Origin of the sequence: Mongoliibacter ruber (genome assembly GCF_003003005.1) — a bacterium.
GTDB classification, from domain to species: Bacteria; Bacteroidota; Bacteroidia; order Cytophagales; family Cyclobacteriaceae; genus Mongoliibacter; species Mongoliibacter ruber.
The window spans coordinates 144797-165864 of record NZ_PVTR01000004.1 but is presented as its reverse complement, the minus strand read 5'-3'; the positions used below and the strand labels follow the sequence as shown (position 1 = coordinate 165864).

The 21068-nt window shown below is 41.1% G+C and carries 17 protein-coding genes; 4 read left to right on the top strand and 13 right to left on the bottom strand.

The window, feature by feature from the left end:
* Window positions 1-16: 16 nt before the first annotated feature.
* The 11 genes from CLW00_RS08240 to CLW00_RS08190 all read right to left on the bottom strand — a co-directional run bounded on the left by CLW00_RS08240 (window position 17) and on the right by CLW00_RS08190 (window position 11649).
* On the bottom strand, window positions 17-1579 hold the full coding sequence (locus tag CLW00_RS08240; protein ID WP_106133204.1) for a hypothetical protein: 1563 nt from the start codon (window positions 1577-1579) through the stop codon (window positions 17-19).
* A 64-nt stretch (window positions 1580-1643) separates the two neighbouring features.
* Window positions 1644-2831 carry an MFS transporter gene (locus CLW00_RS08235; protein ID WP_106133203.1) on the bottom strand — a complete coding sequence of 396 codons (1188 nt, stop codon included), beginning with the start codon at window positions 2829-2831 and terminating at the stop codon, window positions 1644-1646.
* Between the two features lie 79 nt (window positions 2832-2910).
* A protein-coding gene (prfB, locus tag CLW00_RS08230) for a peptide chain release factor 2 (RefSeq protein WP_106133202.1) occupies window positions 2911-4012 on the bottom strand; the annotation gives its coding sequence in 2 pieces (ribosomal slippage) (window positions 2911-3951 and window positions 3953-4012; 1101 coding nt in all).
* A gap of 61 nt (window positions 4013-4073) precedes the next feature.
* Window positions 4074-4610: a hypothetical protein gene (locus CLW00_RS08225; RefSeq protein WP_106133201.1), complete on the bottom strand. Its 537-nt coding sequence runs from the start codon at window positions 4608-4610 to the stop codon at window positions 4074-4076.
* A gap of 90 nt (window positions 4611-4700) precedes the next feature.
* Window positions 4701-5768: a branched-chain amino acid aminotransferase gene (locus tag CLW00_RS08220; protein WP_106133200.1), complete on the bottom strand. Its 1068-nt coding sequence runs from the start codon at window positions 5766-5768 to the stop codon at window positions 4701-4703.
* A 6-nt stretch (window positions 5769-5774) separates the two neighbouring features.
* Window positions 5775-6323, bottom strand: a complete 549-nt coding sequence (locus tag CLW00_RS08215; RefSeq protein WP_106133199.1) for a cob(I)yrinic acid a,c-diamide adenosyltransferase — start codon at window positions 6321-6323, stop codon at window positions 5775-5777.
* An 86-nt stretch (window positions 6324-6409) separates the two neighbouring features.
* Window positions 6410-7132, bottom strand: coding sequence for an ABC transporter ATP-binding protein (locus tag CLW00_RS08210; RefSeq protein ID WP_106133198.1), 723 nt, complete (start codon window positions 7130-7132; stop codon window positions 6410-6412).
* 179 nt (window positions 7133-7311) lie between these two features.
* Complete coding sequence (locus CLW00_RS08205; RefSeq protein WP_106133197.1) at window positions 7312-10092, bottom strand: tetratricopeptide repeat protein; 2781 nt, start codon at window positions 10090-10092, stop codon at window positions 7312-7314.
* A 26-nt stretch (window positions 10093-10118) separates the two neighbouring features.
* On the bottom strand, window positions 10119-10406 hold the full coding sequence (gatC, locus tag CLW00_RS08200; protein WP_106133196.1) for an Asp-tRNA(Asn)/Glu-tRNA(Gln) amidotransferase subunit GatC: 288 nt from the start codon (window positions 10404-10406) through the stop codon (window positions 10119-10121).
* A 125-nt stretch (window positions 10407-10531) separates the two neighbouring features.
* Window positions 10532-11275: a lysophospholipid acyltransferase family protein gene (locus CLW00_RS08195; protein ID WP_106133195.1), complete on the bottom strand. Its 744-nt coding sequence runs from the start codon at window positions 11273-11275 to the stop codon at window positions 10532-10534.
* Window positions 11272-11649 carry a globin domain-containing protein gene (locus CLW00_RS08190; protein WP_106133194.1) on the bottom strand — a complete coding sequence of 126 codons (378 nt, stop codon included), beginning with the start codon at window positions 11647-11649 and terminating at the stop codon, window positions 11272-11274. The genes CLW00_RS08195 and CLW00_RS08190 overlap by 4 nt, the downstream gene beginning before the upstream one ends.
* Before the next feature lie 205 nt (window positions 11650-11854).
* Here CLW00_RS08190 and CLW00_RS08185 point away from each other — a divergent pair, with 205 nt between their 5' ends.
* Entirely contained in the window at window positions 11855-13531 is a 1677-nt protein-coding gene (locus tag CLW00_RS08185) for an amidohydrolase family protein (protein WP_106133193.1), read from the top strand.
* A gap of 10 nt (window positions 13532-13541) precedes the next feature.
* On the opposite strand, the gene CLW00_RS08180 is transcribed toward CLW00_RS08185, so the two are convergent.
* Window positions 13542-14900: an NfeD family protein gene (locus CLW00_RS08180; RefSeq protein WP_106133192.1), complete on the bottom strand. Its 1359-nt coding sequence runs from the start codon at window positions 14898-14900 to the stop codon at window positions 13542-13544.
* A 170-nt stretch (window positions 14901-15070) separates the two neighbouring features.
* Here CLW00_RS08180 and CLW00_RS08175 point away from each other — a divergent pair, with 170 nt between their 5' ends.
* The 3 genes from CLW00_RS08175 (at window position 15071) to CLW00_RS08165 (ending at window position 17723) form a co-directional block, all read left to right on the top strand.
* Window positions 15071-16273 carry a LysM peptidoglycan-binding domain-containing protein gene (locus CLW00_RS08175; protein ID WP_106133191.1) on the top strand — a complete coding sequence of 401 codons (1203 nt, stop codon included), beginning with the start codon at window positions 15071-15073 and terminating at the stop codon, window positions 16271-16273.
* A 128-nt stretch (window positions 16274-16401) separates the two neighbouring features.
* Window positions 16402-16959 (top strand): hypothetical protein, encoded by a 558-nt coding sequence (locus tag CLW00_RS08170; RefSeq protein ID WP_106133190.1) that lies wholly within the window; start codon window positions 16402-16404, stop codon window positions 16957-16959.
* The gene (locus CLW00_RS08165) at window positions 16959-17723 is read left to right on the top strand and encodes a TIGR02757 family protein (RefSeq protein WP_106133189.1); all 765 of its coding nucleotides are present in this window, start codon (window positions 16959-16961) and stop codon (window positions 17721-17723) included. The genes CLW00_RS08170 and CLW00_RS08165 overlap by 1 nt, the downstream gene beginning before the upstream one ends.
* Window positions 17724-17818: 95 nt before the next feature.
* On the opposite strand, the gene CLW00_RS08160 is transcribed toward CLW00_RS08165, so the two are convergent.
* On the bottom strand, window positions 17819-21001 hold the full coding sequence (locus CLW00_RS08160) for a WD40/YVTN/BNR-like repeat-containing protein (RefSeq protein WP_425437946.1): 3183 nt from the start codon (window positions 20999-21001) through the stop codon (window positions 17819-17821).
* Window positions 21002-21068 lie beyond the last annotated feature (67 nt).

Genomic DNA, 21068 nt, shown 5'->3' with positions numbered 1-21068 from the left:
TCAATTTAAAAAAAACTTACAATTTATATCGTTCCACAAAAAATGCTGTTTTCCTATTTCCATCAACATCATTGATCCTTCCTTTTCCAAATACCAATAAAGAACCTTCATGATCAAAGATCAGCTTAATACTGCTGGGTTCTATGTTTTTTTGATCATGATAAAATGGGATAGCTTTATTCAAATAGAGCTTTACTCCATCTTCAAAAGACGAGGCTAGTATATCTCGGCCATCAAAATAACTGTATTTCACCTTATTGTTTGTTTGAAAAAATGATCCTGATGGAATCGGTAAAAACTGCATATCTGAGCTCAGGGGAATCCTGAAATGATTGGTGACCTGATGGCTTTCATCCACATGTATCAGGTGTGCTGCGTATGACAGGTATTCACTACTTAGTCTAAATGGCTTGGTGCCCTCTTTATACCCACCGGGTATTTGAGGAAGTTCTCTCGTGAATCGGTTGCTGGGGAAATACTTGTTTTGCCGCGTAAAACTGTTGATGAATTTGCGTTGGTAGTCGGACTCTTCTTTAAGTTGAGCGCTAAATTGCTCGTAATGTTGCCAGACACCATTCACCGTCGGTTGCAAAGCCCACAGTTGTAGCGTTTCATTCAGTACTGGTACCCGACCGATTTTTAGCCGGCGATCCATTCTTTTCTTTCTGCTAAGAGGGCTTGGGTTGTTCTCTCCTTCAAAAAATCCCGGTAATTCATTAAGATAGGTCCGCCATAGTGTGAATTCTTCAAATTCATTGAAAAGGGCATTTACCAAGCCAGAACTGTGGTTATTGTTGCGTGGACCAAAGACCCCGGCGTAAAATCTTTCGCCTTTGAAGTCCAATACTGAAGCATACCTGAAATTGGTTCTTTTGTCTTGTAGCAAATCATAGCTACCCTTTTCTATTATTTCACCCTTTTCCGACACTGTAAGCATGTGGAGAATATCCTTTTGCCAGTAATCTTTTTTACTCACTAAAACAGTCAGGCTTTTGTCTTCCGCCCATTTATTTACTGATAAAAATTTATATGAGTTGTCGAAAAGAATTTTTCTATCGAGAATTTCTGGTTTGAGATGGTCTACTGTCTGTAGCATGAGCCCTGCGGCATTTCGACCAAGAATAAGACTGCTGTTTTCGAATGAATGAAAGTCTTCAATCTCGGAAAGATCAGCACTTATGAATGGAACCATACTCAGTTGACCCGAAGCCGCATCAATAGTTACTATAGTAAGCTCGTTGATGGTTGATTGTATGACTTTTAGTGGATAGTGGGTCAATAAAACCAGCTTATCCCCTGATACATCCACCCATTGAAAGTCCTGATTGTCCGGAAGTGTGAAAGTATTTTGGATCTCAGGGCTTAGGTCATTTTTAAGCACAAAATACTCCGCGTCTCTATTGTTGCCCAGGGTCTTTTTTCTAACGCTTCTAATTCCTACAATGTGTGATTTCACTAAGTGTAGACTAAAATTTTCACCATAGCGATCCACTTCTATTTCAAACCGGGTGTCAAATTCTTGACATTGGACGAAATGAGAGAAAGAAAAAAATGCAAGAAGGATTAGAATCTTTTTCAAACTTACTTTTTAAGCAATTTAAAAGGATTTTTTAGATTTTTTGAAACATGGAGTGTATTCCTTATTAATTTTTATCCGCTGGGACCAAGTATTTTTGTTGCTTTGGAAGTGTGAAAAGGTACAAAAATGCTAAAATTGATGTCACCGCAGAAATAGTGAATACCAAAGGGAAGTTTTCAGATTTGTTTGCAAAAACATAACCAGAAACCAAAGCGCCTATTCCAATCCCGGCCTCTAAAGCAATATACATGGTTGCCAAAGCCCTTCCTCTGAATGCGTCCAATGATAGGTCTATGGTCCAGGCTGAGATGGTAGGAGAATTCATACCTACAGAAGCACCAAATATCACCCCGCCAAAAAGTAACATGCCTTTGGTCTGCGCAAATGCTATGATCAGCATGGCAATGGCCATGGATAAGGTAGCAGCTTTCATGACTGGAATTCGCCCATACCTGTCTGAAGTTTTTCCTGCGATAATCCTGATCCCCAATGATGATAGGGTAAATACTGCGAAAAAGAGGCCTTTATTTTTGATACCTAGGTATTCGGAGTAATCTGGGATGATGGTAAGTACTGTCCCAAATGAAAATACGGTCAACAGCAACACCAATGAAGGAACCAATACTCTTTTTTCAATGATTTCGTGACGATTTAATTTAAAAAGACGGATACTCATCTTTTCTGTATCGGTGACAGTTTCTTTTAACCTGATGATAACCAAAATTGAGAGAATTGAAAACCCAGCCGAGGTATAGAACAATGGCTGTATTCCCCAAATACTGGCGATATACCCTCCTAAGGCAGGCCCTGCGGCCATTCCCAAGGATCCAAAAAGAGATTGAATACCCATAGCTTCGCCCCTTCTGTTGAAGGGAACTATATCTGCCACATAAGCGGATGTCCCTGTAGGAGTAAAGCCTGTGGAGAACCCATGCACGAATCTCAGAAAAAGAAATCCTGCGACAGAAGTTATGATTGGATACATCAAGCTTACCAAAAAACAAATCGCTGCACCTACCACCATGACAGGGATTCTTCCAATCTTGTCCGCTAGCTTTCCGCTAAAAGGCCTCGATAAACCTGCGGTCAATGTAAAAAGTGAAATGATCAAACCCTTATAATCTTCCCCTCCCAAAGAGGTTAGATATGCAGGTAATTCGGGGATGATCATATTAAAGCTGGCAAAAAACAAGAAGGAGCTCAGGCAGAGCACAAAGAAATTCAAATTGAAAAAAGGAGGCAATAGTTTCATCAAAGGTGTAATCAGGGCATGAAAATAAATAAAGCTAAAAAAAATATTTCCAGAGCTTTTGCCCTGGAAATATGAAAATTTAATCTTTGTTTGCTTCTTCTTCGCTTTGGGCTAAAAGGTAAGCCTTGATAAATTCATCCAATCCACCATCCAAGACACTTTGCGCATCTGAAGTTTCATGACCAGTTCTAGCATCTTTTACCAATTTGTAAGGATGAAGTACATAGTTTCTGATCTGTGAACCGAAGTCAATTCTCATTTTACCGGATTCGATTTTTGCCCTTTCGGCATTTCTCTTCTCCATTTCCATTTGGTAAAGCCTGGACTTCAACATCTGCATGGCCTTTTCTCTGTTCGCAAGCTGTGACCTTTCGATTTGACAGACTACTACTATACCGGTAGGTTTGTGGGTAAGCTGTACCTTGGTTTCCACCTTGTTTACATTTTGACCTCCTGCGCCTCCTGATCTTGAAGTATGCAGTTCCACATCTGATGGATTGATATCAATTTCTATAGTATCATCTACTACTGGATAAGCATAGACAGATGCAAAAGAAGTATGCCTTCTGCCATTACTGTCAAAAGGAGAGATTCTTACAAGACGATGTACGCCTGTTTCGGATTTCAAGAATCCATAAGCAAGTGGTCCTTCGAATTCCAGAGTTACAGATTTGATTCCGGCAACTTCACCTTCCTGCAAATCCACCTCACGCACTTTGAATCCGTTTTTTTCACCCCACATGATGTACATCCTCATCAAGATAGATGCCCAATCATTGCTTTCAGTTCCGCCAGCTCCAGGATTGATTTCAAGCAAGGCATTGAGTTGATCCTCTTCTCCGCCAAGCATTTTTTTGAGCTCAAGCTCTTCTACTGCCTCTAAGGTTTTTTTGTATTCTGATTTGATTTCTTCCTCAGAAACCTCATCCATACTGTAGAAATCATACAAGACCTCTAGATCCTGAATGTGTGTTTCTACGGTTTCATAACCACTTGTCCAGCCTTTTCTAAGCTGGATTTGCTTCATGGATTTTTCTGCTTCTTCCGGGTCGTTCCAAAAATCGGGCTGAGCTGACACAGCCTCTAAATCTTCTATTTCAGCTTTCTTCTTGTCGTAGTCAAAGATACCTCCTCAAAGCCGAAACGCGGGCTTTCAAGTCTTTCAACTGGTCTGATGTCATAATTGGTTTATTTTTTTGATTTGCAAAATTCGCTAAAAATATCCTCTTAACCTATTTCTTTTCATTCCTCATAAAGAATAATCAACTGGATTTTGTTCCGTCCTTTATGGCGAAATGTCTTATACCTGACAAAGGACATTGCCAAGCCTGCTCCAAACAGGGCAGCTGGCAAAGGCCAAGAGCTTTGCAATTGGCTGAAGTTTCCTTCCTGAATCAAACTAGATACCGTAAAGCCGGTCAAAAAGACCACACCACCACCCATTCCTAGATTTGAGATGTTTCTCAGGGTCCCGTTTCGTTCATCTTTGGTTAGGATATTTACCGCCAGAATGTCTTCTGGCTTCAGGATATTTTCTTTCAGTACAATGATGTCTTTCTGAATGTCAACAATCACATCTTCAAAGAAAAAATCAAAATCCTTGGTTTTGTATACGAATAGCTCACCCACCCGGTACTTGATCTGGTTTTTTTGTTTAGCTCCCCGCTTTAAAAGAATGAACTTTTCTGAAACCTCCTGAGCCCAAACTTGTGATTGGATTTGGCTCAAAGGGAATACAAAGCAAAGGAGTACGAAAATTCTAAGGTATGCTGATTTCATAAATTTAGAGGAGACGGGTACACAACCGAATCAAACGTAAAAGGCCGTCCATAAAGGAACGGCCTAAAACATTTTAAGTTTTTTATTCAATTAGACTTTTTGTATCCATTCGTGCGTGTCTTCCTCAAGTCCATACTTGATGGCGTCCAACTTTCTCAACACCTGATTGGAAAATGCATTGTCAGTTTTTTCCGGTAAGGTATAATCTTTACCGTTGACATTGATTTTGGCAATGTGCGCTATAGTAGCGGCGGTGCCTGTCCCGAAAGCTTCTTGAAGTCTTCCTTCTTTCAAAGCATCTTCAAGTTCAACTACCTTGAGAAATCGCTCCTCCACTTTCATTCCGCTTTCTCTTGCCAAGGTAAGGACGGAATCTCTGGTAATGCCCTTGAGTATAGTGCCTGTATTCACAGGAGCAGTGATAAGTGTGTTGTTGATGACAAACATGACGTTCATGGTGCCACTTTCCTCTATGTGCTGATGGTTCTTGCCATCTGTCCAGAGCAACTGGTCGAATCCTTGCTTTTGTGCCAATAATGCAGGGTATAGGGAGCCTGCATAATTGCCGGCCGCTTTTGCAAAGCCAGTTCCACCTTCTATCGCACGTGTATATTTGGTCTCTACTTTGACACTTACAGGCTTAGAGTAGTAATTGCCCACAGGGCAAGTGAAAATCATGAATTTATACTTTTCTGAAGGCCTTACGCCCAAGTAGTCATCTGTGGCGAAAATAAATGGCCTGATATAAAGTGAAGCTCCGGCTTTAGCTGGTACCCAATCCCTATCTAAGTCAAGTAACTGGAAAAGTCCTTCCATAAATACTTCTTCAGGAACCTCTGGAATACACATTCTTTCTGCAGATTCATTCAGCCTTTTTTGATTGGCATCGGGTCTGAACAAAAGGATTTCCCCTTCCACATTTTTATATGCTTTCATACCTTCAAAAATGGATTGCCCATAGTGAAGGGTGGCGTTGGCTGGATTGAGGTGCAAGGGTGCGTATGGTTCAATCCTTAAATCAGTCCATTCTCCATTAACATAGTCAGCGACAAACATGTGGTCACTGATTGATTTACCAAAAACCAAATCGTCAAAATCAGTCTCAGGTAGCCTAGACTTCTCGGTTTTCTTGATATCTATTTGCAAAGTTGTTTTCATAAGCGTTTAAATTCTGGGCTTCCAAGTGACTTCCTCTACTCCAAGTTCTTGGGCAATTAATCTTCCCAACACAAAAAGATAGTCTGAAAGTCGGTTCAAATATTTAACAATGGTTTCATCGACTACTTCTATTTCCATCAAATCAATGACGCAGCGTTCGGTTCTTCTACAGATAGTCCTGGCGATATGGCAATATGAAACTACAGGATGTCCTCCTGGTAGAATGAAATGCTTGAGTTGTGGCAATTGCGATTCCATTTCATCGATTTCTTTTTCAAGCAATACCAAATCCTCTTCATGAAGGTCTGGACGCTTCACGTTTTCCTTGCCAGGTTCTGTGGCTAAGGTAGCTCCGATGGTGAAAAGTCTGTCCTGAACTTCTTTCAAGAGACTTTCCCTCTTTTGGTTGATCTCCTGATCGCGAAGTAAGCCAATAAAGCTGTTGAGCTCATCCACAGTGCCGTAAGCATCTATCCTGAGGTCAGCTTTAGACACTCTTTTACCTCCCAAAAGTGAGGTTTTGCCGGTATCGCCCGTTTTTGTATAAATTTTCATAATGGATTTTTTCCTGATGGGAAAGAAAATAAGAAGTAATACAGGCGCAAAAATAACAATCTATTTGCAAAAACTGTAATCGGACTCTATTCTGTTACGACAGCCACTTTTCCTCTCGTAGGACTTGGATTGATGGTGTCTGTTTCTACCAATCCATCTCTTAGCCTTACTATTCTGTGGGCATAATGAGCGATGTCATCCTCATGTGTGACCATGATGATGGTGTTTCCTTTTTGGTGAAGTTCATGGAAAAGCTCCATAATGTCATAAGAAGTCTTTGTGTCCAAGTTACCTGTAGGTTCATCAGCAAGGATAATACTTGGGTTATTCACCAAAGCACGGGCTATGGCCACACGCTGACGCTGACCACCGGACAATTCGTTGGGTTTGTGGTGAACCCGATCTCCAAGACCTACACTGTCCAGTGTTTTAAAGGCCATTTCTTCTCTTTCGCTTTTGCCAAATCCAGCATAGATTAGCGGGAGGGCTACATTTTCGAGACAACTTGCTCTTGGTAGAAGATTAAAGGTCTGGAAAACAAATCCAATTTCTTTATTCCTGATTTCTGCAAGCTCATTCTCAGTCATGTCACTGACATCCTTGTTGTTCAATATATAGGTGCCTGCAGTGGGAGTGTCCAAACATCCAATGATATTCATCAAAGTTGATTTCCCTGAACCGGAGGGCCCCATAAAGGCTACATACTCACCTTTATTGATCTGAATGGAGACAGATTTAAGTGCTCGCACTTCTTCACTGCCCATCACATAGGTCTTTTGAATATCTTTGGTTTCTATGATTTTTTTCATGTGTATATAGTTGTTTTTTTAGCAGGCTATGGAATCTTCGCATGGCATCCCACTATGTGTCGTTTTCGTCATGCCTGTCTGCTTCAGGCAGGCTCGATTTCATGATTCAATATTTTAAAACAAGTTAATGTAAAAGTAACTAAAGATAAAAGGATTTGAACTATTTACGACAGAAGGTTTTATAAGTTCTCCATCTGAAGTTTTTCTATTTGGTCGGTACTCAGCCATTCTTGCATATTCTGCAAGGCATTGCTTGCATAATTATCCAAGCCCATTTTTCTACTCTGTTTGACAAAATGAATCCAGATTTTTGGGTCTTTGTTGAACTGAATAGCTTCTTGTAGTATTTCATATTTCAACATATCATCTTCTGTCTCTTGATATTTTTTCCAAATCAAGGGGCCCAGATAAGCATTTCTTGTGAGTCCTGACTCGGGTTTGATATTTTCAGCTATTCTCGAAGAAATATTGCCATCACGATGGATGAAGTCATACCAACTTTTTAAGTCTTCAGTATCAAATATTCCGGCCAAAGCACTACCTAATGCAGGAAGTATTTGTTCAAATGTATTTTTATCAAACCAATGGAGTTTATGGCTCAAGATGGCATTGGCATATTGAGCTTTGAGTTTCGGGTCTTGTATTTGATCAAAATCCACTAAAATATCTGATGGTAAAGCTCCATGAAACCTGCCGACCATTTCAAAAAATGCAGTAAGTTCATTTTCGACCAATTTGCCATCTTCTCCCCACCTCATCCAATCCGGAAAAGACATTTCGAAATTGTTTTGAAACCCTACCGCTTCTATTGGTTTTCCACCATAATATAAAATCGCCAAGTGATACGGCTGAAGGTTCTCAAAGCCTTTTTCTACGGCTACCAGTATGTCTATTGCAGCTTTCTCCAAGTCCCATTGACCAGCTAATATCTGCGCAGCCATGGAATGGTAATAGCCTGCTGAGTTTGGGTAGGCCATGGCCATTCCATTTAGGTTTTTCAGGCTTTCATTGAGCATACCTTCCTGAAAAGTCCTCAACAAACGTGTTTCTTTGAAATTCCTTTCCTCGAAACTCATCTCCTGAGTGGCTATCAAGGTGTCTAACAAGGCAAGATCTTTTTCAATCGGGCTTTTTACCTGATTGCTCCATTTGTTTCTGAGAATGGCTGTCTTCAGGTGAAAATTGTCAGGCAGCTCCGACACATTCAAGTCAAAGGGAGCAAAATCCCCTCTTTTGTTTGCGTAAACCAAGTAATTGAGGCGGTAAATATCTTCCGAGGAACTTGCTTCGATTTCTTCGTAGAATAGTCCATGCTTGACCTCAAGTCCGAGTGCGTTTGCTTCTGCTACAGGATGCTTGCCCGAGATGGACTGCATGGTAGAAATCGCATCTACAGGTCTGTTTAGCTTAGAATAGAGTAGCGCCAGGTTATTTTTGAGTATAGGATTGTCTTCATATACTTCGAGTGCTTTTTCAAGGTAGAAAACAGCCTCAAAAACTTTATCTCTTTGGTGCAGCTTCGAACTCAGAAGAATGGTATTAGGAATTGTGGGCATTGCGTCAAATGCCTCATAGAGATTTTCTAAAGCCAGATCCGGTTCTCCCAGTTGAAACCTTAAATGCGCAGCTGCATTCTTGGCTTTTTGATTTCTTCGAAATTGATCCCAGCTGTTTTCATACATGATGGCAGCTTCCAAGGGTTTGCCCGTTTGGTAATAATAATCCGCATTGATATTGGTACTGGCAGAGGAAAGCTGTATGGCAATAATGGCATCGGCAAAAACCACCAAAATCACCAAACCCATGATGGAGCCTATTTTCATATGGAAATAGGCGAAAAACTGGGGCTTAAAGAGTATTTTTTCTACATCAGTACCAGAGTTGAGCACTTGAGAAAAATTGGACATCAAATAGATAAAAAACAAAAGTGTCAATGCTACCTGCCCATAAAGGAAGAAATGGTTGAAAAATTCATATAGCGCCTGATTTTCTGAAAAACCTGCTTTGCCCCAAGTCCACAAAGTGATAGCGAAGGAAACCAGGTAAAGACTCAATGCCAATTCGGGATTTCCATAGCTGTTGTCTGTTTGTGATAGTTTCAGTTTTAGCACAAAATACCCCAAAATTCCTGATACAAGCATCAGTAGAATCGGAGGCAGGGTAGGGAAGGGGAGGTTGACTTCTCCCATGATATCGAGAAGGGTAAACAGTACAAGTAGAAAATAAAGGATAAACACAATCAGCATGTGCCAGGTGATTTTCAAGGAGGTACCTTTATTGAGTTTGATCAAAAAAACTGTGGTGCCTGCGATAAAGGCATTTCCTATGTGCAGTAAAAAGATTGCAGCTATGATGGCTGCAGGAATACTGGCGTTTTCACTCAGCCAAAGAACAGGCTGCTCGATATCTGAAATAGAAATCAGGATTGTTAAGGTGGTGGTACCACTGAGAAAAATCAGTCCAAAACGCCTAAGCCATGACCAATGGGAAGCGTAAAATGAGATGAACACTACGGGTAAAATTGTTCCTAGGATCAGCCCGATCAATGCATAATTGCTTGAAAGCCCGCCGATATTCAGGCCATTGATGCCACTGAAAGTCCATACAAAAATCAAAAGAGCGGTCGCTCCAATGAAATACATTTTTTTCAAATCAGAGACTATTGCAAGAATCAAATTGAACAATACCCACATCGCAACACCATATATCAGTGTCACAATAGGGAAAGCTGAGGGTGCAAAGGATTCGAAATTTTGGAAAATCAAAAAATTATCCAACCCCAAAGGAATTAGTTCATAGCCTAATTGAATCAAATCGAGCGGTACTTCTGTCGCTTCAGTAAAAATCCCGGGTACCACCGGCATGATACCTTTATTCCAGATGAAAAAGGCAAATAAGGTGAAAAGGCCTCCGATAGTTGACAGAACTATTGGGAGGCCTTTGAATAATATTTTATCCATTTATGGAAAGATTATTTTCGTGATTTTTATTCAAGAACTTTTGGTACCCTGAAGTAATCGGAGTCTTTTTGTGGCGCATTGGATAGGGCTCTGTCGTGAGAAAGGTGCTCTCCCTCTTCGTCTTCCCTAAGTACATTGACTTCAGATGACATGGTTGTCAAAGGCTCAATTCCTTCGGTATCCACTTCATTGAGCTGCTCTACCCAATCCAAAATCTGGGTCATGTCATTTTTGATTTTTTCTGCACCAGCTTCATCAAACTCCAAACGAGCCAAGTGAGCTATTTTCTTGACAGTATTTAAGTCTACTTTCATGTGTTAATAATTGTTTTTTAGCGGTCACCCCGATTAGTCGGGGCAGGCTATGGAATGCCTTAAATAATCATCACAAAATGTGTGAACGAGTTCTCATGGGCATTTCATATTGTCTTACGCTTTTGTTATGCTTTTATTGCTTGTGAATTGTCTTTTAACAATTGTTTTTGAATTATGTCGAAACACTGTTGCCTGAGCTCAGGAACTTGCCTCGAATTCATCCCTTCTGTGGGTATCGGCGGATGGATCACGATTTTGCCTCTTTTAAAATTTAACAGTAACCTCCCGTCGTCCGGTAAAATTAAATGATTATATGATAAGGTGACAGGAATCAGTGGGATTTGTTTGTCTATGGCAAGATTGAATGCTCCGTCCTTGAACTTACTCATGAAAGGTGGGCTGTCAGCGGTGATTCCTCCTTCCGGATAAATCACGATGCTGGATCCTTTACTGATATGTTTTTTTGCCCTTATCAATACTTCGCCCCGGCTTTTGAGGCTGGACCTGTCCACAGCGATATGTAACCTACTGAAGTAATACCCAAAAAGAGGCACTTTTCGAATGGAGCTTTTCCCTATATACACCACGTCTCCAGGTAAAAAACCACTCATCGCAATGTCCAAATAGGAAAAGTGATTTGCTGCAAATACATAAGACTGCCCTTTTTGAATATGCTCTTTCCCTTCTATTTTGATTGGGAGAAAAATCAGAGTGAAATAAGCTTTAGCCCAGAATTGATTTACTTTTCTTCCATAAGTTTCCCAATTTGGTATCCATATACAGATAAGGAATACAGGAAAAAGTATCAAGAAGGTCACCAAAAACATCAGCCCTGCATAGATGGTGTAAAATCTTCGCAAAACTATCATTCCTTATTGATCATATGGTTGGCTACTTTGATAAAATAAGACATCATGGATTCCCTGATGTTTGTATCCATTTCAACTTTGTCCATGGCTGCAAACATACAGTTAAGCCAAAGGTTGCGCATATTGCCATCTATAGCCCACTGGAAATGCCTCCTTCTCAGCATGGGGTGACCTCTTTTTTCCAAATAGGTATGTGGACCTCCAAATACATGTATCAAAAAGAGAAAAAGCCTCTCTTCTGCTTCTGTAAGATCTTCATCAGGATACAGTTTCCTTAAGTCCGGCGTATCCCTGACCTGAATATAAAACTCCCTGACAAGGGCCTTGATTTTCTCTTCTCCTAAGGATTCAAAAATGCTCTCTCCTGAATTCATGCGACGAATGTAGGAAATGATTGTTTTTTATGGAAATATTTTTGCTTTACCAAACATTCCAGTCTTATCATTTCAAATTGAGGAATACTCATTCAGACTGAATTTTTATTCACTCAGTCTTATCATTCAGCTTTATTTTTGGTAAATTTAACAACACCAAGTGTTTGATTTCCAATTTATTGTTCCGATTTAGACTTGAATTCTTATGGAAAAGTATTTTGATTCCCACCTTCACATCACAATGAAGAGCCAGTTTTCACTGCAAGATGAACCTACCAATCCTTGGAAGACCATTACTTTCGCTGATATTTCAGAAGGTCTAAGTTTTCTTCAGAAATGCCTTGGAAAAGCAATGTTTGAAAAGACTTTTGTGTCCCAATCTTCACCGGATCAGCTGCTCAATGACAATTACCAAATTATCATGGCCGCACTTTTTTATCCCGACAAAGGATTACTGAAGGCCATAGAACAAAAGACAGTTTTTATGAACCTCCTTAAAAGCAAACAAAATACGGGGTTTGGGAGGATACTGAGCTTCAAAAGGTTTGTTGAACTCATCAAGGAGGAAAATCCTATCAATGTGGTAAGAAATGACCTCAAACTCCTTGAAATAGAGGACCCCAAAGGCAGGACTTATAAACTTTTGGATAAAAAAACTGACTTTGATCCACAGGCGAAGGGCGTTTTAAATTTGGTTTTCACTGTAGAAGGACTACACTGCCTGGCCTCGAATCTTAAAGACGGTGAACTGGCAAATAACGCAGATGAGACCATCAAGAATTTAGATGAACTTTTGGATGAATATCCAATCAAAATCATTTCCATTAATATCACCCATATCGATAATAGCAATCAGGTTTTTTGCAATCAGGCATACGCTATGGACGGAATGCGGGCAAGTGGGTTTAGGGAAGTAGAACTTCGCCCTACGGGTAATGGATTGACTTCAGAGGGTAAAAAAATCATCAAAGCTCTTGATAAAAGAGGTATTCTCACTGACACCAAGCACATGAGTGTGGTAGCAAGAAAAGAATTCTATGAGTTCCGTAGAAGAGAAGGGATTAACTCACCGATCGTCTGTTCCCATGGAGGTTTGACAGGGATTTGGTTTGACCAGTCTGATGAAAAATTCACGGATTATATCCTCGAAACACGAAAAATTGGAGAGCATCAAAGACTCCGATTAGGTAAACCCATCAAATACAAACTAGGTAAAGTATACGATCAGATAGGCTTCAATGCCAGTACCATCAACTTGTTTAACGAAGATGTAAAAGAGATTTTTGACTCCAATGGACTTTTGGGCATTTCCCTTGATCAGAGGGTCTTAGGTTATTCTGGAGTCTATAAGACAGGCACAGGCCACGTGACCAATAATGTTCTGACTGGTTCGGCTGGCATCTGGTCCGATATCAACTGGGTGACTGATACAGAGTTCGTCTCCCTTGCTGAATTTGAGGATAGGGGGTTTCGCAGTGGTAGGCCATATGGCTTTGCTTGGAGAGATTGTGTGGATGCAGATGCCTTGGACAAACTCATCAACAAAAACGTCAACAATGTCAGGGAAATGCACTTTTTGCATTTCGCCTTTCATATCCTGCACTGTATGGTCTTGGGAAGGCAATGGGACAGTAGAAATGGGGTGGAGAAAATGCTTGGACAAGTACTCTGTATAGGATCTGATTTTGATGGAATGATAGAAAGTATTTCGACATCAAGAGACGCTTCTGAAATACACCTTCTCAGAAGAAAATTCATCCAGGATTTCCCCAAGATATTAAAGGAAAACAAAGTGGAATTACCTCAAGGGATGAGTATTGAGCGTGCTGCGGATCGCTTGTTTTTTGAAAACGGAAGGGATTTCGTGCTGGGGAGGTTGTAAAACAGTACAATCATCCCTTTTTTACCTTCAGAGAAGTACCTTCCGTACTGATTACCTTGATTTTTTCCCCTCTATCTATAAATTCTCCTCGGGAATAGGCGTCATAAATCTCATCTTCAATTTCGATCTTTCCACTTGGCATCAGCCGTGTATGGGCTATACCCTCTTTTCCCAATAAATTATCTCCATAGGAAGTGGAAGTATAACCTTCGTCTCTCCTGTGGGTGGAGGCAAGTGAAACGCTGCTAAAGGCACTCCATTGATTGACTTTAGGCGCAAAGAAAAAGATCAAACCTATGGCTGTGACTGCAGCCAAAATCACAGTCAAAAGGGCTGCGAAAAGGTCGCCTGATGGCACAAAAGTAAAATCAAAGGCGTCATTGGGTACCATCCCTAAGGTGAGTCCTGTCAGGATTCCGATGATGCCTAATATACCGAAAACCCCAAAGCCTGGCAGCACAAATACTTCAACGAGAAGCAAAATGCATCCAACAATAAAGACTGCGATTTCCCAATTTTGGGCCAATCCGATCAGGTAATATGGGATAAAATAAAGGACAATTGCTATTATAGATGCCGCTAAGGGAAACCCAACTCCAGGTGTCTGTATTTCAAAATAGATACCCGCGAAGATGATTAAAATCAGAAAACCACTGACCGCAGGATTCAAGAAAAAGGCTATAATATTCTCGGCGTTGGAAGTTTTATAGGCGATCAATTCATAATCTTCTATCCCTTGCTTCTCGATCACTTCTTCTATTGTGTTTGCTTGCCCCTCAGAAAAACCGTTGGCAATTGCTTCAGAAACAGAAAATGTGATTACGGTACCTTTAGGACTTACTCCTTCTACTTCAAGGTTTTCATCCACCATGGCTTCGGCAATTTTCGGGTTTCTTCCTTTTGCTTCAGCCGTACTTCGCATCATAGACCGCATATATGATTGGTACTTATCCGGAGCGGCATCTCCTCCGCCTCCCATCACCACTGTAGCGGCACCGATGCTGGCACCAGGTGCCATATAGATACTGTCACATGCTATGGAAATCAATGCCCCTGCGGATGCCGCATCCTTGTTTATCCAGACATGAATCGGTTTTTTTTCTTCCAAAATCATCGTTCTGATGTCGTCGGCATCATTTACTGCACCTCCATAGGTATCCATTTCGATGATGATCAAGTCAGCCTTTTTTTCCTTGGCATCTTCCAAGGCCAAGCGGACTTTTCTGTTCATTCGTGGATCTATGTTATCATCAATTTTAAAAGTATAGACTTTTTTTGGACCACTTTCCAAGCTGTCGGCCTCTTGGGCCAAAAGTGAAAATGGAAGAAGAAAACAGGAAAAAATCAGGGTTATCAGAACTTGCTTCATTGAATTTTTATTTGATAATTGAAATATACTAATAATCGTGGATATCCAAATTTTGGAAACTACCGTTAGACAGGTATAAAAGGAACCAATCCCTGCAATGCTTGTTCATTTCCTTGCAATTGATAAAATTAATCTGAAATTTGTGCATAATTAATACCCATTTAAAGTTTATGAAGAAATTATTGGTTTTCAGTTTTGCGGTACTTTCATTTTACCAAGTAAATGCCATGGAACTTATCCCCATGGATTCAGTAGGTATCGAAAAGATCGGTGACAAAACTTTTATAATCCACGAAGTCGCGCAAGGCGAGACACTTTTTGGTTTGTCAAGAAGATATGAAGTTGCGGTCAACGACCTTTTACAGAATAATACCAGTCTACAAGAAGGCTTGAAACTGGGTCAGAGGATCAAAGTCCCTTACGTAGCCAAAGAAGCGTTGCCAGAAGGGGCAACATTGCACAAAGTGTCTCCTGGAGAGACCCTCTTTTCCATATCCAAAAGGTATAATGCCTCTGTGAGTGAGGTGATGGAATGGAATAAGCTCAAAGGCAATGACCTAAGTGTTGGTCAAGCTTTGGTGATCAAAAATCAAAAAGTGGCAGAGGCCAAACCTGTAGAAACTCCAGTTGCTGCGACTCAGCCTGCCGCTGGCACGAACCCGCCGAGCTCAGCACCTCCCGTTACCAGCCCCGCAAAAGAAACAGCAAGTACAACTCCACCAGCAGTAGAAAAAACCAAAGAAACCGTAAAAGGGGAAGTAAAGAAAGAAGTTCCGGCAGCTCCTTCCACTCCTGCATCTTCAACGGCTTCTCCAAATACAACCAAAGCCCTTCCAGGTGATTGGATCACACATACCGTGGAACAAGGGGAAACCTTGTTTTCCATAGCTAAAAAATACGAGGCAAGGATAGATGACGTGATCTCTTGGAATGCCCTTTCCTCTAATAACCTGGCGACAGGTCAGAAACTCAAAGTGGGCAGAGAGCCTGCAGAAGCCTCAAGTGTACCGGTTGTACCTTCCTCAGTCCCTATTGTGGTCAACAATGAGAAAAAAGAAGGGCAGCTGGTAACTAAAACGGAGGAGGAAGAAGAAGAAAGTACGGCATACAAAAACGTGAAACAGAATGGATTAGCAGAAGTCATCGAAGGTACAGGAAACCACAAAAAGTATCTTGTATTGCATAGAGATGCTCCTGTAGGCACTATCATGAGGGTAAGAAATGAAGAAAATGACCAGACTATCTTTGCAAGGGTAGTGGGTAAACTGCCTGACACGGGAGACAACAACCGTTTGGTTATCAAACTTTCAAAGGCAGCTTATGATCAATTGAGGGCAGTTAATACCCGTTTTCCAGTAGAAATATCTTATTGAAATTGAGGAGAACTTAGTTAAAAGCCTGACCTGAAAGTATTTGGGTCAGGCTTTTTAGTGGGCTGAGAATTACGGGATTTTGTTTATCCCACTTTCAGCATGTACCTTTGTGGCAGTATTTCCTTTCTATGAACAAAATTTCCATCATCTTTCATCATATTTTTCGCTATATCTGGAATGGTTTATTCGTTATTTCCTATCCGGTTTTGGCTACTTTTGGATTGTTGTTTGTTGGTGTGACCTACGTTTTTTCTGCATTATCCAAATTGCTTACAAGGTTAAGACCTGAATCAAATGAGACTGAAGAGGTCTATGACGGCAGTTGGAAGATACTTCCCAATACCAACAACCTAATAGAGGCTAAAGTCCACAAACAGATCATGTTTGGACCAGCTTGCTTCCAATTAAGAAGAAAAGACGGTGTTCCTTCAGTTTTGGAAGACCATATTTTTGGAGGCAAAGTGAAGTTTATAGAAGAGGGTGTGCTGTTGGAAAAATGGCGGACAACTGACTCCAAGGATCTGCCTGATTTCGATATTTGCCTTTACGATCCGGACAGTGATAAGCTGAATGCCTTGACCAATATCAAGTGCTTTGATTGGCACCTGTCAGAAAGAGAAGAAAATGAATTGATGTTCAAATGGTTTGATGGGACTCAAGGGGGTGAAGTAAAAGTTGCACTTTGATGAATTTAAAAGATTTTTTGGATGAGAAGGTGGCGCAATACAATCGCCCTGATTTCATCGAGCTTGACCCAATATCTATTCCCCACAGGTTTACCCGAAAAGAGGACATAGAAGTCACAGCATTTATTGCAGCGACATTGGCCTGGGGACAAAGAAAAACCATCATCAACAAATGTCTACAGCTATTCGATATGATGGACAATGCTCCTTACGAATTTCTGTCCCAGCACCAAGAATCAGATCTCAAACCTTTTCTGGATTTCAAACACCGCACGTTCAACGATATTGATACACTCTATTTTATAGAATTTTTTTCATGGTTCTACCGCAACCACAAGAGCCTTGAGGAGGCATTTACCATAGGCTGGAGCGAGGATAAGGATGTCATGAGCGTATTGTTGTCTAATTTCCATGATTTCTTTTTCCAACTGGAAGATGCACCTGCCCGCACGCGCAAACATGTGGCTACTCCAAAAAGAAAAGCTGCCTGCAAGCGCATCAATATGTTTTTGAGGTGGATGGTGAGGAAGGACAAAAATGGAGTTGATTTTGGGATTTGGGAAAAAATCCAACCTTATCAATTGATCTGTCCATGTGATTTGCATGTGGATAGGGTAGGGAGAAAACTCGGATTGATTACCCGCAAACAAACAGATTGGTTGACTGCCACTGAGCTAACAGACGAATTGAGGAAATTTGATCCAAATGATCCTGTCAAATATGATTTTGCCTTGTTTGGCTTGGGAATAGAGGAGAAATTTTAAGAATATCTTTTTCTCAAAAACTATCGAGTATTTTGGTGAAAAGAAAATCCCTGGCATTTTGCCAGGGATTTTTAATTATAAGTTTGAAAATCAGTTTATTTGATCTCTACCTTTTCGATTTCTTTAAAAATGTCTATCGTGGTAGATGTCGCTTTTTCTTGGAAAGCCTTCCAGTCATTTTGCATAAATGTATTCCAAACATCCAAAGCCTCTTGAGCACTTTCCTTTGCCTGATCCAAGAGACGCTTTTCAGTTTCTCCCGGAGCACCATAAGAGGAAGAAGCGTAAGATCTTGGCGCAAATAGCCTGGTCATAGTTGTAGGGTAAAGGTTTCTGACGATTCCCTGACCTTCTCTCTTAGGTCCGTAGAAAGCTTCTCTGGTCTTGTCAATTTCTTTTTTGATCTCCTTGGCAGCATCGTTTAGCGCTTTGATATCCTCAGCATCAAGGTCTTTTGTATAAGCCATGATTTTGTCAACTGTTTCTTTGGCTTCATCCAGTTGTCTAGTGGCTTTCATGACCTCAGCACCCAATTGTTCTACAGATTTGACAAATGTTTCTCTAGCCTTGAGGTCAGCCAAAGTTGTTTTGACTCTTGGATCTGTGTGAACTTGGATGTTGGTTTCCGCGCGCTCATCTCCATAGTTGAATACTACCTTGTAAGTACCAGGTAAGGCAGGTCCTCCGCTAGGTTCAAAGAATCCTCTAGATCTTTCTCCACCACCTCTTCTCATTGGGGTGTCAGCGGATGATTTCCTGTCTAAGTTCCAGATGACCCTATTGACACCATGTTTCGGTACAGTCTTCAGCGTCCTGATTTGTTCTCCTGATTCATTGAAGATTTCTACGGTCACGGAGTCATATTTTTCTTTTTCGGGGTCGTTGAGGATGAAATGGAGTCTGCCTCCAAAATCTCTGTTTTCACCTGTATATTTCCCGTCAGCGGCGAACCTTTCGCCATGTGGTTGATGGATTTCGGCCTGATATGCTTCGGAGGGGTCAATTGCAGTTAGTTTGGCCGAAGGAGCTTTTCCTTGGTTTTTGGCAAAAGCCCTAAGAGGCCTGATGTCATCCAAGACATAAATGGACCTTCCGAATGTCCCGATAACCAGGTCAGCTTCCCTTTCTTGAATCACCATATCATAAGTAGATACAGCATTTGGATAGCCATGTCTCCATTGGTTCCATGTTTTGGCATTGTCAAAACTTACATAAAGTCCGAATTCAGTTCCTAAAAACACAAGATTTTGTTCTTCAGGATCTTGAACTAACGAAAGTGTATAACCCCAAACTTTGCTGTCATCGGCTATTCTTTCGTAACTGTTTCCGTAGTTTTTAGTCCTATAAGCATATGCTCCAAAATCATTGTTTCTGTAATTATTAGCCACGATCCAAGCTTCTCCTGCATCGTATTTGGATGCCTGAATCTGAGGGATCCAACTTGCGGCTGGCAGTCCGGTAAGTTTTGAAGCAGTGTTGGTCCAGGTTTTTCCTCCATCCCTGGTGACTTGTACATTTCCATCATCTGTACCTACCCAAATCACATCCTTGTCCACAGGGCTAGGAGCAATGGCTATGATAGTTGTGTGGTTTTCAGCTCCAGTGATGTCAAAGGTCAGACCACCTGTCTCTTGTTGTTTTTGTTTTTCAGGATCATTTGTGCTCAAGTCAGGAGAGATAATCTCCCAAGTTTCACCTCTGTCTGTACTTTTATGTAAAAACTGGCTGCCATAGTAAATAGTAGCCGCGTCATGAGGACTTTGAGCGATGGCTGCATTCCAATTGAACCTCAAGAAAGTGTCTTTATCAGGATGCGTAGGTCTGATCGTTCTCTTGTGACCAGTTTCTTTGTCAAATCTAGCAACATTTCCACCTTGGGACATTGCGTAGCCATATCGGCTGTCTTCAGGGTCTGAAATGACATCAAAGCCATCGCCAAACATGATTTCTTGCCAGTAAGTATTCCTTACACCATCTCTTCTCCATACATAAGAAGGTCCTACCCAGCTGCCATTATCCTGAAGACCACCATAAATGTTGTAAGGAACTTCATTGTCTACATTGATGTGATACCATTGACCTACTGGGATGTTTTCAGCAAAATACCAAGTCTTGCCGCCATCCCTTGTGATATTCAGACCGCCATCATTGCCATCGATCATGAAATTAGGATCATTAGGATTGATGTACCAAGCGTGGTGGTCAGGATGCACTCCCGCATAGGTAAGCAATTGCTCGAATGTCCTTCCACCGTCTTCTGTCATGCCCACTCTTGAATACAAAGTGTAAAGCCTGTCTGCATTTTTAGGATCTGCATGTATTTCAAAGTAGTAGAAAGGACGGTCACCGATCTCTGGTTTGTCATTCACCATTTTGAAAGAGTCACCACCGTCATTTGAGACATAAAGGGCATTTTTTGAAGACTCGACCAAAGCATATACCTTGTCGCTGTTGGCTTTGGAAATGGCCAGACCCATTCTTCCAAGCTCACCTTTGGGCAAGCCATTTTTATCATCTAATTTTTTCCAATTTTTACCACCATCTATAGTAACATGTAATCCAGAAGATGGGCCACCTGATTCAAAAAACCAAGGATATCTTCTGTGTTGCCACATATTGACAAATAGCTTATTCGGGTTGTTAGGATCCATGATCATTTCTCCCACACCTGTTTTTTTGTCTATGTAGAGGATTTTTTCCCATGTTTGGCCTCCATCAGTAGTTTTGTACACGCCTCTTTCTTCTTGCTCTCCCCAAGGAGATCCGATTGCGCCTACATAAACAGTATTGGGGTCATCAGGATGGATAATGATCCTGTGCACAGCCCGGGTTTTCTCCAAGCCCATCATTTCCCATGTTTTTCCAGCATCTAATGAGCGGTAAACACCATAACCCATGTTCAGTGAGTTCCTTGGGTTTCCTTCACCAGTTCCCAGCCAAATGATATTTGGGTTTTTTTGGTAAATAGAAATCGCACCGATAGAATGTACTTTTTCTTCATCGAATATAGGCGTCCAGCTTATTCCTCCGGAAGTAGATTTCCAAAGGCCGCCTGATGCTGATCCAGCATAGATGATGTTGGGATTCTCGTCCACAGCATCAATGGCTGTGATTCTACCGCTCATGGCTGCGGGGCCTACAGACCTGGCTTTCATGACTTCAAATTGGGACATGTCTACTTGCTGAGCAAACAGGGGGAAATTATTTCCTCCAATAAACAGCAACAGCAAACATGCAGTCAATAAAAGAGACTTCATTGGGTAAAGTTTTGTTTTCATATGTGTATAATTTGGTTTTTAGTTGTCATCCCGATTAGTCGGGTCAGGCTATGGAATTCCGGCCTAC